Source organism: Acinetobacter sp. UBA1297 (genome assembly GCF_002307755.1).
GTDB lineage: Bacteria > Pseudomonadota > Gammaproteobacteria > Pseudomonadales > Moraxellaceae > Acinetobacter > Acinetobacter radioresistens.
Genome location: NZ_DBUF01000004.1, coordinates 16,693 through 31,150 on the forward strand (window position 1 = coordinate 16,693; position 14,458 = coordinate 31,150).

The following is a 14,458-nucleotide window of genomic DNA, read 5'->3' on the forward strand; positions in this document are numbered from 1 at the left end:
AGACTTAAAAATAACCATTCCATTATGATATTTCCTTCAAGTAAAATCCGCCTCAGATAGACTTTGTTAAGTTAATTTAATCTTCTCCTGCATTAATAGATTCTACTATTTATAGGTCTGAAGTCTAAGTCATTGATGTTAAGTCCCAAATTCGTTTTTTAAGGCGAATTATTTTCATGCTGAATATTTCCTGTATAGGTAAAAAGTTCTTTACCTTTTTGTTTTTACATGAAATTTCAGGGCTGTGTATTCCTAAGGATAGACCTTGCGCTGGGTATTGACCATGTCCAGAGATATGTAATGAAGAAAAGTTATGGCTAAAAAACCGATTTATAAATCACTTTATTTTCAAGTGATTATTGCGATTATCGCAGGTGTTCTTGTGGGGCATTACTTCCCGAGTACTACTGTCCTCATGAATGGCGTTGAGCAGCAGGTACCAGGTTTGGGCGAACAGCTTAAGCCGTTAGGTGATGGCTTTATTCGTTTAATTAAGATGATTATTGCGCCTGTGATTTTCTGTACTGTGGTAAGTGGTATCGCAGGTATGGAAAGTATGAAGTCAGTGGGTAAGACCGGTGGTGTTGCCTTACTTTACTTCGAAATTGTCTCGACAATTGCCCTGCTGATTGGTCTGCTGGTAATTAATATTGCCAAGCCTGGCGTAGGTATGAATGTTGATCCGGCAACTCTGGACACTGCAGGTATTCAGAAATATGTCGCTTCGGGTGAGTCGCAATCTACAGTCGATTTTCTGCTGCATATTATTCCTGAGACTGTAGTTGGAGCATTCGCAAATGGTGAAATTCTTCAGGTCTTACTGTTTGCTATCCTGTTTGGTTTTGCCTTGCACAAACTTGGTGATGCCGGTAAGCCAGTACTTAAGTTTATTGATCAAATCTCGCATGTGTTCTTTAACATTGTAAACATGATCATGAAGCTGGCTCCGATTGGTGCTTTCGGTGCAATGGCTTTTACTATTGGTAAATATGGTGTAGGTTCACTGGTTCAGCTTGGTCAGCTTATTCTCTGTTTCTATATTACCTGTCTGCTGTTTATTTTCATCGTACTAGGAACGATTGCACGCATTAGTGGTTTCAGTATTCTTAAAATGATCCGCCTGATCCGTGAGGAGCTTCTGATTGTACTAGGTACATCTTCTTCCGAGTCAGTTTTACCGCGTATGCTGAAGAAACTGGAAATTGCAGGTTGTGAGAAGTCTGTAGTGGGTCTGGTTATTCCAACGGGTTATTCTTTTAATCTGGACGGTACTTCAATTTACCTGACTATGGCCGCGATCTTTATTGCACAGGCGACCAATACCCAGCTGGATGTAACTCATCAAATTACCTTGCTGCTGGTTCTGCTGATTTCATCTAAAGGTGCAGCAGGGGTAACCGGTTCGGGCTTTATTGTTATGGCAGCAACCCTGTCTGCTGTAGGTCATATTCCTGTCGCTGGTCTGGCACTCATTCTGGGTATCGACCGTTTCATGTCTGAAGCGCGTGCCTTGACTAACCTGGTGGGTAATTCACTGGCAACTATTGTAGTTGCCAAATGGGTAGGCCAGCTAGACAAAGACAAGCTGAATGAAGCTCTGGCTAATCCGGGTGAGGTAGACCGTCAGATGCTTGAGCAGAAAGCAGGACATATTTAAAAATATTTGAACAAAAAGGAAGCTTCGGCTTCCTTTTTTTAGCTTTATGAACAGCAATAAAAACTCATCAGGTCATGACATCTTTTCGGAAAATAACTAGCATGAGTAAAACAGAAGCTGACTAACAAACTGATAAAAGGAAATAAGACATGCAGCATGATGCCGATCTGGAATTATTCCGTGATAACTTTAGACGTTTTATGAAAGAGCATATTGCGCCCCATTATGAACAGTGGGAGCGTGACGGAATCATGCCACGGCATGTCTGGAACCTGTTAGGTGAAAATGGCTTTCTCTGTGTAGATGTACCTGAGGAATATGGCGGCTATGGCGTGCCTACCTATTATTCACTGATGTTGGTAGAAGAGTCAGCCCGGGCTGGTTATAGTTCACTATCGACAGGTATATCCTGTCATTCAGAAATTGCTGCTCCTTATATTCTGAATATTGGTAGTGAGGAACAGAAGCAGTACTGGTTACCTAAAATGGTGAGTGGTGAAGTGGTGGGTGCAATTGGCATGACTGAACCGGGGGCTGGTTCTGATTTGCAGTCAATGCGAACCAGCGCAATTCTGCAAGATGACAGTTATATATTAAATGGTTCCAAAACCTTTATTTCTAATGGGCAGCATGCAGATCTGGTGGTACTGGCTGCTAAAACCGATCCACAAGCCCGAGCTAAAGGTGTTTCGCTTTTACTGCTTGATACCCATCTGGATGGTTTTAAGAAAGGAACCAATCTGGACAAGATCGGTTTGCATTCACAAGATACCTCAGAGATGTTCTTCGATAATATTAAAGTACCCCAAAACCAGTTACTTGGTCAGCCGGGGCAAGGCTTTGCTTATCTGATGCAGGAGTTGCCGCGCGAGCGTACAGCGATAGCTGCTACTGCTCTGGGTGCTATACGGGGCAGTATTGATGTAACTACAGCTTATGTTCAGGAGCGCCAAGCTTTTGGCCAGCCGATCGCCCAATTTCAGAATACCCGCTTTGTACTGGCACAGGCCAAGATTGATGAACTGGCTACAGCTGCGTTTTATGAGCGAAATGTAGAGCTTTATCAGCAGGGCCAGCTCGATGTTGCTACAGCTGCTGCTTTAAAAAGTTTTAGTACCGATATGCAGATGAAAGTTGCTGACAACTTGCTTCAGCTGTTTGGTGGTTATGGCTATATGTCCGAATATCCGATTTCACGTTTCTTTGTAGATGCCAGAATCCAGCGGATTTATGGTGGTACCAATGAAATCATGAAAGAGATCGTGGCGCGTAGCCTGCTTGGAAAATAAAGATAAAATAGAAAAGCCTGCTTCCGCAGGCTTTTCTATTTTAGTGGTGTAAAATTAAGCACTCTGCAATTGCTGTTGTAAATTACGAAGCTCGGCCCGGAGGATTTTACCTACCGTTGACTTGGGTAATTCAGGTAAAATTTCTATCACTTTTGGAACTTTGTAGGCGGTAAGATGCTCTTTGCAGTGCGCCAGTATTTCATCAGTGGATAGAGACGGATTACGTGTAGCGATATAAGCTTTCACAGCTTCGCCAGTCTGTACATCTGGCACCCCAATAACCGCCACTTCAATAATTTCCGGATGCTCGGCAATGACTGCTTCGATTTCATTTGGATAAACATTAAAACCTGAAACCAGTACCATATCTTTTTTACGGTCCAGAATATAACAGAAGCCATCTTCATCGAGCTGGGCAATATCACCTGTATGTAACCAGCCCTCTACAAAAGTGTCAGCACTTTCTTCCGGCCGGTTGAGATAGCCCTGCACAATATGCGGACCTTTTACACAGAGTTCACCTGCACTACCGAGAGGAACTTCATTTCCATGAGCATCTACAATTTTAATTTCAGAACCAGGTAATGGAAAACCGACAGAACCTTGACGAATTATGCTAATTGGAGGATGTAGCATGGCTGCGCAACTGGTTTCAGTCATGCCAAACCCTTCAATAATATCACCTATTTTAGCTTTCCAGTGTTCAGCTGTGGCTGGTCTTAGTGCTGTTCCGCCAGAAATGGCACAAGTGAGCTCTGGCGGATTTTGCACAAACCAGTCTTCAGCCAGTAATCCTGCATATAATGTATCAACTCCGGTCAGCCAGGTAATCTTAAACTGTTCAAATGCCGGCCTTAAATTGCTGACAGGACGCGGTGAAGGAACCAGAATGTTATGCGATCCGCCTTCAAAGAACATCAGAAAATTAACACTGAATGCAAAAATATGATACAGCGGAATAGCAGTCAGAATACTATCTTGCTGGCTAAAAGCTGAATTGTGCGCACGCAAATAATCTCCGGTCATGCGTACTAAGGACAGTAAATTCTGATGCGTTATAATCGCACCTTTACTGCGACCTGTTGTACCGCCTGTATATTGATACAGCGCGATTGCGGTCGTTTTTGATTGCAATTCAGGTAGCTGTTCTGCTTTTTTAAAAACTTGTGAAAAAGAACAGTAGTCAATGCTTGGTATTAGCGAACGTCCCTGAGCTTCGGCATCTGTTTCTATTTTTTTAGCAATCAGCGCCTGATACGGTGCATCAAAAAAGTCACTTAAACTCGCTGTAACCAGCGCAAGAGATTTTAGATCATTATTTTTCGCAATTACTTTTTCAAAAGTAGCTAAGAACATGTCTGAAACTATTAAAGCTTTTGCCTGACTGTCGGTGAGCTGATACTCCAGTTCGCGTGCGGTATAAAGCGGGTTGATATTGGTAATAATAAGGCCAGCTTTCCAGCAGGCAAAAACTGCAATTGGATAATGCAGACAATTTGGCATCTGCAAGCCCACGACATCACCTGGTTGTAGTTGAAGCTCATGCTGGAAGTAACGTGCCAGCAAGTCAGAATAATACTGAATCTGCTTGAAACTTAATGTCTTTGTGAGGCCCGTAGGCAGAACCAGACTAAATGCAGCCGCATCTGAAAAATCATGCACTGCTTTATCAAACAGCTCACTTAAATTTTGTGGAATGGATGTGGAATCAAACTGGTAGTCCTGCAGGCTGGCTGGCAAGTTCTTTTTCCATGGGCGTTGTGCATAAATCATTTATTATTCCTTTTAATTGTTGATTCAGTCTGTACCTGACCTGTTATTAAAATTATAGGACTATCAAACTTTCACAATGATTAAATCTGCCAATACAAAGGCATCCTATTAAATAGAAGTAACTTGATTTTTGAATAGGTCAAATACTCAATATAAGAGACTCAAATTGAGAAAAATGAAATAAAATACAGATATTTGCTTATAAAAATAAAAAATTCAAGTATTGATACTCGACAGTTAGGCTGAAATATTAAAATAAGTTAACTGGCAAAATACATCAACCGATAACTTTTCTTTGAAGTAACTTGTATAAGTTGATGGAATTAAATTGAAAGCCAATACACATTACATATCTGTTTTCCAAATCATCCACAGTTCTTTTTATAAAAAGAGCCAGAGTATTAAGGCTAAGAGAATTTAACGAGGTGTTCCAAAGTAGCAACTGGCTGTTTTTGCATCTATTTCAATCAAAGTCAGATTGCGCAACATTTAAAAGCTAACTATTGTTATACTAATTTGTATACATGTTTTCCAAGGGCAATATAACAATGGGTCATGATGATCAGAAAAATTCATCCTCTTTCAATCTGGAACAGATCCGTAATGAAATCGACTCTGTTGACCAGCAATTACAAGAGCTGATTAACCGCCGTGCCAGCCTGGCCGAAGCGGTTGCAGAAGCAAAGTTTGCTGCTGAAGAAAACCCGTTGTTTTATCGCCCTGAACGTGAAGCACAAGTCTTGCGTAAAGTTATGGAACGCAATGATGGACCTTTATCAGACGTAACCATGGCGCGCTTGTTTCGTGAAATCATGTCTGCCTGTCTCGCTCTTGAAGCACCACAAAGCATTGCTTTTTTAGGGCCGGAAGGTACCTATACCCATTCTGCCGTACTGAAACATTTTGGACAGGATGCCTTGGTTCGTCCAATTGCAACGATTGATGAAGTCTTTCGCGAGGTAGAAGCAGGTAGTGCCCATTATGGTGTAGTACCTGTTGAGAACTCGTCTGAAGGTGTTGTAAACCATACATTGGATTGTTTTAGAGGTTCAAGCCTCAATGTGATTGGCGAAGTAGAGCTTCGTATCCATCATCAGTTTCTGGTATCTGAAAATACCCGTAAAGACAGTATCAAACAAATCTATGCTCACCAGCAAACACTGGCACAGTGTCGTCACTGGCTGGATGCACACTATCCGGGCGTTGAGCGGGTAGCGCTGAACTCGAATGCAGAAGCTGCACGTCGTATTCGTAACGAATGGCATTCAGCTGCAATTGCTTCTGATATTGCGGCCAGTTTGTATAACCTTGAAATTATGCACAGCAATATTGAGGATAATCCTGAAAATACTACGCGTTTTCTGGTAATTGGTCGTGAGAAGATTCCACAAAGCGGTAATGATAAAACTTCACTATTGATTTCTGCTCATGACCGTGCGGGTGCCTTGCTGGAAATTTTGGCTCCATTTGCCAAGCACAACATCAGCCTGACCAGTATTGAAACCCGTCCTGCATTGCCAGAAAAATGGGCTTATGTGTTCTTTATCGATCTGGAAGGCCATATCGAGCAGGAAAATGTTGCGGCAGCAATCGAAGAAATCCGTCCAATGGTTAAAGAACTGCGTGTACTGGGTTCTTATCCTGTTGCTGTACTATAAAGCTGAGACCTGTTAGATCATGGCAGTAGTAGTTTTTATATTACTGCCATAAACCAAAAGTTCAGAGAGTGATAAATAAATGGATAAAAATTGAGAAGCTATTTTTATCCGAAAAAATTTGAAACTCTTCCCGATACTTGAAATATTAAACGCTTGAAACAAGGCAAAAGCCCTTGAGGCAAAACTGAAGTTATGTCCCAACCCCTGTTTGAAAAAGTTGCATTTATTGGCCTTGGGCTAATTGGTTCAAGTCTGGCCCGGGTAATTGTGGCTCAAAAGCTGGCCCGTCACGTGGTGGCCGCGACCCGTTCTCAAAAAACACTGGAAGATGCCAAAGCTTTGGGCCTGATTGAGCAGGGCTATAGTGATCCTGTAGAAGCAGTACAAGGGGCAGACCTGATTGTTCTGGCTTTACCAGTACGTGCTACCCAGAAAATACTTGAGCAGATCAAACCTCATATTTGCGCACATACTATCTTGACAGATGTCGGTAGTACCAAAGGAAATGTGGTAGAGGCAGCCAAAGCAGTGTACGGCACCCATCTGCCGCCCGGTTTTGTACCGGGCCATCCGATTGCAGGAAGTGAGCATACTGGTGTCCATGCTGGTAAAGTCGATCTGTTTGCCAATCACAAGGTCATTCTGACACCTTTGCCAAGTAGTGCCAGCTGGGCGGTTGATAAACTGATTGAGCTCTGGGAAGCTGCACAAGCAGAAGTTATCTGCATGGATGTTGAAAAACATGATGAAGTTCTGGCGCATACCAGTCATTTACCGCATTTGATGGCATTTAATCTGGTCGAGCAACTGGCCAGCCGTGAAGATAACCTGGACATCTTCCGTTATGCAGCCGGTGGTTTTCGTGATTTCTCGCGTGTGGCCGCCAGTGACCCTCAAATGTGGCATGACATTTTTTTTGCCAATAAAAAAGCAATTTTAAATGCAGTAGATGGCTTTGAACAGCAGCTCGGCATTATTCGAAAAATGATTGAAAATGAAGACTCGCAGGCATTAATGGGCTTACTGGGACATGCTCAGGCTGCGCGTCAGCACTTTAACCACATGTTAGCCCAAAAACCGTTGATGGAGAAAAACAAGGTGACACAACAATTTACCATTCTGCCGGGAAACAAGACTTTTCAGGGTAAATTTACCGTACCTGGTGACAAGTCCGTGTCTCATCGCTCTATCATGTTTGGTGCAATTGCCGAAGGTACTACTCATGTCACAGGCTTTCTGGAAGGTGAAGATGCGCTAGCTACCTTACAGGCTTTTCGCGATATGGGCGTAAGTATTGAAGGCCCGAAAAATGGTGAGGTTACCATTCATGGGGTGGGTATGCACGGACTTAAGGCTCCGGCAAGTGCACTTTATATGGGGAATTCAGGAACCAGCATGCGTCTGCTGTCTGGCATGCTGGCTGCACAGAAATTTGATACGGTCATGACTGGTGATGCCTCTTTATCCAAACGTCCAATGGAACGGATTGCCAAACCCTTACGTCTGATGGGCGCCCAGATTCAAACCACAGGTGAAAAAGGTACGCCGCCGGTCAGTATTAGTGGTCAGCAAAAATTGCACGGTATTCATTATGATTTGCCAATGCCTTCTGCTCAGGTAAAGTCAGGAATTCTGCTTGCGGGTTTATGGGCTGAAGGTGAAACTTCAGTTACTGAACCTGAGCCAACCCGCGACCATACCGAGCGTATGCTACGTGCTTTTGGCTATGAGGTTAAAACTGAAGGTCATAAAATTTCACTTATAGGTGGTGGCAAACTGGTCGGTACAGAGATTCAGGTACCTTCAGATATTTCTTCCGCAGCATTTTTTATGGTGGGGGCCGCCATTACTCAAAATTCGGATGTACTTCTGGAAGCAGTCGGTATAAATCCAACCCGTACCGGAATTATCGAAATTCTGAAACAGATGGGAGCTGATCTGGCAGTTGAGAATGAACGCATTGCGGGGGGTGAGCCAATTGCTGATATTCATATCAGAGGTAGCCGGACGCTCAAGGGTATACATATTCCTGAAGACCAGGTTCCACTTGCAATTGATGAGTTCCCGGCACTATTTGTTGCGGCAGCTTGTGCAGAAGGACAAACAGTACTGACTGGTGCTGCCGAACTGCGGGTAAAAGAGTCTGACCGGATTCAGGTAATGGCTGACGGCCTTAAAACTATGGGCATCGACTGCACTCCGACTGAAGATGGAATCATCATTGAAGGTAAAGGAAAAAGTGGAGACTGGTCGGCTGTCTTTACTGGCGGTGAAATCGAATCACATCATGATCACCGGATCGCTATGAGCTTTAGCATGGCAGGGCTACGAAGTTCAGGAACAATTAATATTATGGGAACTGAAACGGTAGCCACCAGCTTCCCGACCTTTACTGAACTCGCTAATAAAGCCGGGCTTGCCATACAGGTTAGTGAATAAATACGAATAAAGTTTAAGAAAAATGTTGTTTTTGTCTAACAACAGTCAAGTGAATGCTTGGCTGTTGTGCGTTTATTGCTTATGCTAAATCCATACAACAAGAAAGCATTTCAGGACAACGCCAATGAGAACCCTACAATTTACTGCCCACTGTGCTGAACATCAACAAACTGATCATATACAAGATGAATGCCGTATTGCCCAAGAATACGTAACTGACCTTTTGTCTAAGCATCTTGTCCAGCATGGCTTCGAGGCCAGCCGTAATGAGCCTGATAAAATTGCGGTAAGTGTAGAGAGTCATCCTCTACCTATTTCTGTGACATGTGAATCTGCCCAGGATGGAGAGGGGCATCTGGTTTGCAGGATTAATGCACATGCTGACGAAGAACAGGACTGGTTTGAAAAAATTGAAATGCAGAGTGTGATTAAACAGTTGGGGCAGGCTATTGAAACTACATTAAAAAATGATGAGTCATTTAGCCAGTTCGAATGGAAAAGCTAAACTTGTGACTCATCTAAAAAGGCCCAAAATTAATATATACTGGGCCTTTATTTATTTTTTATTCAACAATTAAAAAACGGGAAATCGCGATACGTAACTGTTTTAAATAGCCCGTAAAAAAGTGATTTGCTCCCGGCAGAATAGTAATCAGATGCTTTTGTGGCGTAGCCCAGCTAATAGCATCCGATAACAAGGTGATTTCATCCTTTTCACCATGAATAAACAGGATATCTCCCTGAATTTCAGGCGTTTTATAATGACGCAAGCCGGCTACAGTATTGGTAGGCAGACCACATAAAATCAACTGTTTAGGTTTCTCTACTGCTGGCAGGGCATGATAGGCTTTTGCCATCACGTGAGCACCAAAGCTGAAGCCACCTGCATAAAATGGCAAATGGGAGTGTAGGGCACGAATATGTTGTAGTACCGCTAAAGTATCATCTGTCTCGCCATAGCCTTCATCATGTGTTCCGGTACTTTGCCCTGAACCACGAAAACTTGGACGATAAACCACACAGCCACGTTCAGATAAAATCTGGGCTAAAAGTGCAGGAACCTTATGTTGAGGTGTGCCTCCCTGAAGAGGGTGAGGGTGGCAAACGAGGGCATATCCTTTTACTTCGCCTTGGGGATAATCAACAAAAATTTCAATTTGCCCCACCGGACCTTGAATAAAGATTTGCTCGGACATAGTACAAACGATAAATAGCAGGAGAATCGCGTATTTTAGCGATTAACTTCAGCAAAAACACAAATTGGCATTAAAATAAGTCGACTGTTATAGTTTGATTAATTACTTTTTGACCAGGTTGTTTATGTTAGCTCTAATTTCCCCTGCCAAGACCTTAGATTATGAATCTGCATTACCTACCGATGAACATACTTTACCAAGACTGCTTGAGCACTCACAAGAACTTATAGACTTTTGTCGTAAACTGTCTGCTTCAGAAATCGCCAGTTTGATGAGTGTTAGTGAGAAAATAGCCCAATTGAATACTGCGCGTTTTCAGGATTGGACACCAGAATTTAATTTTGGTAATGCCCGACAGGCTATTTTTGCTTTTAAAGGCGATGTATATACCGGTCTGGATGCCTATAGTCTGAAACACAACAATCTGAATTTTGCCCAGCAACATTTGCGAATGCTATCGGGTCTATATGGCTTGTTAAGGCCACTAGATTTAATGATGCCTTACCGTCTGGAAATGGGTACCAAACTGCAAAACAGCCGTGGACATAACCTGTATGAGTTTTGGGGAGACCTTATTACCCAGCAGATTAATCAGGAACTGGCTGAATACCAGTATAACTATTTAATCAACCTTGCATCAGATGAATACTACAAGGTAGTCCAAGAAAACAAAATACAAGCTGCTATCATTAAACCGATCTTTCTTGACCAGAAGAATGGTAAATACAAAGTCATCAGTTTTTATGCCAAAAAAGCACGTGGCCTGATGGCACGCTTTATTATAGAAAACCAGTTAACCCAGCCAGAAGATTTAAAAGCTTTTAATAGTGAGGGTTATTATCTGGACACAGTAAATTCAAGCGCTAAAGAACTAATTTTTAAACGTGATGAGCAACCTGTTTAAATATTTTCTCATGTATAGAATAACCAGTATTCGAATTATGGCTATTGGTTATTTATAGAATAAGTTTTCATCAAAAAATAAGGTAAAAGTCCGGCTGAGCTAAGAAATAGGAATACTAATTTATGCAACCTAAGCTAGAAAGACTTAAGCAATACTGGCAAGAACTTCAACAGACTAATGCATTGTATTTATCAGACAGCCTGCTTCAGAAATTAATTACTGCCTATCAGGAACCTCAGCGTTATTATCATACACTTCAACATATAGAAGAATGTCTGGACTTATACCAGCCTCTAAAAATGTGCGTGAATGACCCCTTGGCTGTTGAGCTGGCGATCTGGTTTCATGACGTGGTTTATGAGCCAAAATCTGATCAAAATGAATTAAAAAGTGCCGAGTTAATGAAACAGAGTCTGGCAGCTTACATGACTATTGATCAAATCTCTAAAATTTACTCGTGGATACTGGCAACACAAACTCATGAACTGTCTGAAGATGACGATCTGAACCTTAAAACCTTGCTTGATATAGACTTGGCGATTTTAGGTAGTAAACCGTCCCGTTTTGCTGAGTATAAGCAGCAGATTCAACAAGAATATGCCTGGGTGTCAGAGGGTATATATCATGAAAAGCGCAAAAAAGTTTTATCTCATTTTTATCAAGCCCATCCGTTATTTAAAACTAAATATTTTCAGGATAAGCTAGAAAATCAGGCAAAAATTAATCTTGAAAAAGTTTTAAAGGCTAATTAAAAGGCTCCCGGAAGGGGAGCTTTTTAACCACAAAAAATTTACTGGGTCTGACTATTATGCTGAGAGCTATCGCGTGTTTCACGCTCTTGTGCAGGGTCAATTACCCGTGATTCGCCAGTGGCTTCATTTGCAGCCTGTCCCGCACCCTCACTCACTTCTTTAGTAGCTACTGCAGTTGCATTAGCGCCTTTTTCCATCGCTATGGTTGCACCTTTGGTAGCCTGACTGGTCTCATCGAAACCAGCTTTAGTTGCATCCTTTAAACTTTCACCTACGCCATCTGAAGGGGCTTCCATCTGGTCCATAGGTTTAGCCATGGCATTATCTTTCGCCATATCCGAAGACTTTTCTTTATCACACCCAACCAATAACAAAGCCGAAGTCATGCCTAAAGCAACTACCAGTTTATTTAAGTTTTTCATGTATACATCCTTCTAATTTTTTCAACTTTTCTTCACTATTTAAATCTAAACATAAAGAAGGGTGGTATTACGACTCAGCTTTGTTGAAAAGTTGTAAGAGTTGTTATCTATTAGATTTTTTAGATAAAACTTAGATATAAAAAAGCCCTTAATGTAAGGGCTTTTTTATATTCAGTACAATATTACTGTGAACTGCCAGTTCCGCTGGTACCACCAGTTGTACCTGTGGTGCCAGTAGTTCCCGTATTAGTCATGGTATCTGTTGTACCACCAGTTGTGGTACCTGTAGTTGCGCCAGTTGTATCTGTAGCAGTGCCTGTTGTAGCCGGATCAGCCACTGTGCCAGTAGTATTGTCTAATCGCTCGCCTGCGGTATTATTCATATCCATAGTAGAGTCTGTTGTAGTTGTGCCAGTAGCAGTCGAATCGGTAGTTGTACCAGCAGTCGCAGCATGATCATCAGCTTTTGGAGTTTTATTGTTATTACAGCCAACAATGAGAACTGTAGAAGCTAAACCTAACGCAGCAATTAACTTTTTCATTTATTTTCCTTCCTTTTGTTGATTAAAAAACACTCAGGAAAATATAAGCATAAAGAAAAGTTGTAATAAAGACTACATATTGTTGAGGACTTGTAAGATATATATAAAAAAAGCATATTCTTGTAAGGAATATGCTTTTTCGCATTAAAAAATTACTGACCGGAGCGGATAATGTAATCAAAAGCAGAAAGCGACGCTTTTGCACCTTCACCTGTAGCAATGATGATCTGCTTGTACGGTACCGTCGTACAGTCACCCGCCGCAAATACACCTTTTACGTTGGTCTCGTTACGCTCGTTCACCACAATCTCACCGCGGTTACTCAGCTCGACTTCTGACCCTTTCAGAAAGTCAGTGTTCGGCAGCAGACCAATCTGTACAAAGATACCCGCCAGTTCAATTTCCCTGTCCTCTCCAGATACCCGGTCCTGATAACGCAGTGCAGTCACCTGTGAGCCATCTCCCACCACCTCGGTGGTTAACGCAGACTTGATTACTGTCGTGTTCGGCAAGCTCGCCAGCTTGTCCTGCAATACCTGATCTGCACGTAAAGTATCAGCAAACTCAAGCAGGGTGACATGCTCAACAATACCGGCCAGATCAATCGCTGCCTCAACCCCGGAGTTACCGCCACCAATCACCGCTACCCGTTTGCCCTTGAACAGCGGACCGTCACAGTGCGGGCAGTAGGCGACACCACGGGTCGCATATTCCTGCTCGCCCGGTACATTCATCTGTCTCCAGCGCGCACCGGTAGAGAGAATCACTGTTTTAGATTCCAGTCGGGCGCCATTGTCCAGAGTCACTTCAACCAGACCATTGGCCGTTTCTTCTGCACCTTTAATGCTGGCAACTTTCTGCAGGTTCATGATGTCGACTTCATACTCACGCACATGCTCTTCCATGGCCGCAGCAAACTTTGGCCCCTGGGTTTTGGTGACCGAGGTAAAGTTTTCAATATCCATGGTGTCCATCACCTGTCCACCGAAGCGTTCAGCCACGATCCCGGTACGAATACCTTTACGCGCTGCATAGATGGCAGCAGTATTCCCGGCCGGGCCGCCACCAATCACCAGGACATCAAAGGCTGCCTTGGCATTGAGTTTCTCTGCATCTTTGGCCGCCGCACCGCTGTCCAGCTTGGCAATAATCTCTTCCAGGGTCATACGTCCCTGACCAATGTGCTGGCTGTTCTGGAACAGCATTGGAACCGCCATGATCTTGCGCTGTTCGACTTCTTCCTGAAAGAAGGCCCCGTCAATCATGGTGGCAGTGGTGCCCGGGTTATAGATGGCAATCAGGTTGAGGGCCTGCACCACATCCGGACAGTTATGACAGCTCAGTGACACGAATACTTCGAAGTCAGCAGTCAGGTTGAGCGCTTTAATCTGTGCCAGTACCTCGTCAGAGACTTTGGGAGCGTATCCGGAAACCTGCAACAGGGCCAGAATCAGCGAGGTGAACTCATGCCCCATCGGCAGGCCGGCAAAGAATACCCGGGGCTGCTCGCCCGCTTTGGCCACACCAAAGCTTGGGCGGCGGCTGTGCTGGCCATCAAGGCGTGCAGTCACCTGATCAGACAGGGCGGCAATTTCATTGACCAGCTCTTTGATTTTATCTGACTTGTCAGAGCCATCTAAAGAGGCAACCAGTTCAATCGGGCTTTCCAGACGTTCGAGTAATGTTTTAAGTTGTGCTGAAGTATTTTGGTCTAACATTGCTAACTTCTCCAAAGGAGTCAATATTAAGGAATGAATTGATGATACTGCAAAGCCATTAATAGGTAAAACAATATGTTTTTATAAATACAATCGGTTTTAAGAATT

Annotated in this window: 12 protein-coding genes; 7 read left to right on the forward strand and 5 right to left on the reverse strand. The window is 43.1% G+C overall.

Annotation, left to right across the window (positions count from 1 at the left end):
* Positions 1-313 precede the first annotated feature (313 nt).
* Both B3R63_RS01285 and B3R63_RS01290 read left to right on the forward strand, forming a co-directional pair.
* A complete protein-coding gene (locus B3R63_RS01285) occupies positions 314-1,657 on the forward strand; it encodes a dicarboxylate/amino acid:cation symporter (protein ID WP_005019585.1) in 1,344 nt (447 codons plus the stop codon).
* A 149-nt stretch (positions 1,658-1,806) separates the two neighbouring features.
* The gene (locus tag B3R63_RS01290) at positions 1,807-2,946 is read left to right on the forward strand and encodes an acyl-CoA dehydrogenase family protein (protein WP_075041332.1); all 1,140 of its coding nucleotides are present in this window, start codon (positions 1,807-1,809) and stop codon (positions 2,944-2,946) included.
* Between the two features lie 54 nt (positions 2,947-3,000).
* Here the strand turns inward: B3R63_RS01290 and B3R63_RS01295 are convergent, their stop codons facing one another.
* Positions 3,001-4,719 carry a long-chain-fatty-acid--CoA ligase gene (locus tag B3R63_RS01295; protein ID WP_286728078.1) on the reverse strand — a complete coding sequence of 573 codons (1,719 nt, stop codon included), beginning with the start codon at positions 4,717-4,719 and terminating at the stop codon, positions 3,001-3,003.
* A 548-nt stretch (positions 4,720-5,267) separates the two neighbouring features.
* On the opposite strand from B3R63_RS01295, the gene pheA reads away from it, so the two are divergent.
* From pheA to B3R63_RS01310, 3 genes are all read left to right on the forward strand, one after another.
* Positions 5,268-6,377 (forward strand): prephenate dehydratase, encoded by a 1,110-nt coding sequence (gene pheA, locus B3R63_RS01300; RefSeq protein ID WP_034684303.1) that lies wholly within the window; start codon positions 5,268-5,270, stop codon positions 6,375-6,377.
* Positions 6,378-6,569: 192 nt separating this feature from the next.
* Positions 6,570-8,816 (forward strand): bifunctional prephenate dehydrogenase/3-phosphoshikimate 1-carboxyvinyltransferase, encoded by a 2,247-nt coding sequence (locus B3R63_RS01305; RefSeq protein WP_119879100.1) that lies wholly within the window; start codon positions 6,570-6,572, stop codon positions 8,814-8,816.
* Positions 8,817-8,940: 124 nt separating this feature from the next.
* Positions 8,941-9,321 (forward strand): hypothetical protein, encoded by a 381-nt coding sequence (locus B3R63_RS01310; RefSeq protein ID WP_119879101.1) that lies wholly within the window; start codon positions 8,941-8,943, stop codon positions 9,319-9,321.
* A gap of 58 nt (positions 9,322-9,379) precedes the next feature.
* Here the strand turns inward: B3R63_RS01310 and B3R63_RS01315 are convergent, their stop codons facing one another.
* Positions 9,380-10,012, reverse strand: coding sequence for an alpha/beta hydrolase (locus tag B3R63_RS01315; RefSeq protein ID WP_119879102.1), 633 nt, complete (start codon positions 10,010-10,012; stop codon positions 9,380-9,382).
* A gap of 124 nt (positions 10,013-10,136) precedes the next feature.
* Between B3R63_RS01315 and yaaA the strand changes: the two genes are divergently transcribed.
* A complete protein-coding gene (gene yaaA, locus B3R63_RS01320) occupies positions 10,137-10,916 on the forward strand; it encodes a peroxide stress protein YaaA (RefSeq protein WP_119879103.1) in 780 nt (259 codons plus the stop codon).
* Positions 10,917-11,038: 122 nt separating this feature from the next.
* A complete protein-coding gene (locus B3R63_RS01325) occupies positions 11,039-11,668 on the forward strand; it encodes a metal-dependent hydrolase (RefSeq protein WP_119879104.1) in 630 nt (209 codons plus the stop codon).
* 38 nt (positions 11,669-11,706) lie between these two features.
* Here B3R63_RS01325 and B3R63_RS01330 read toward each other — a convergent pair whose 3' ends face one another.
* The 3 genes from B3R63_RS01330 to ahpF all read right to left on the reverse strand — a co-directional run bounded on the left by B3R63_RS01330 (position 11,707) and on the right by ahpF (position 14,350).
* Positions 11,707-12,090 carry a cell surface protein gene (locus B3R63_RS01330; RefSeq protein ID WP_119879105.1) on the reverse strand — a complete coding sequence of 128 codons (384 nt, stop codon included), beginning with the start codon at positions 12,088-12,090 and terminating at the stop codon, positions 11,707-11,709.
* 182 nt (positions 12,091-12,272) lie between these two features.
* Positions 12,273-12,632, reverse strand: a complete 360-nt coding sequence (locus tag B3R63_RS01335; RefSeq protein ID WP_286728080.1) for a hypothetical protein — start codon at positions 12,630-12,632, stop codon at positions 12,273-12,275.
* A gap of 152 nt (positions 12,633-12,784) precedes the next feature.
* Positions 12,785-14,350: an alkyl hydroperoxide reductase subunit F gene (gene ahpF / locus B3R63_RS01340; protein ID WP_144745057.1), complete on the reverse strand. Its 1,566-nt coding sequence runs from the start codon at positions 14,348-14,350 to the stop codon at positions 12,785-12,787.
* Positions 14,351-14,458 lie beyond the last annotated feature (108 nt).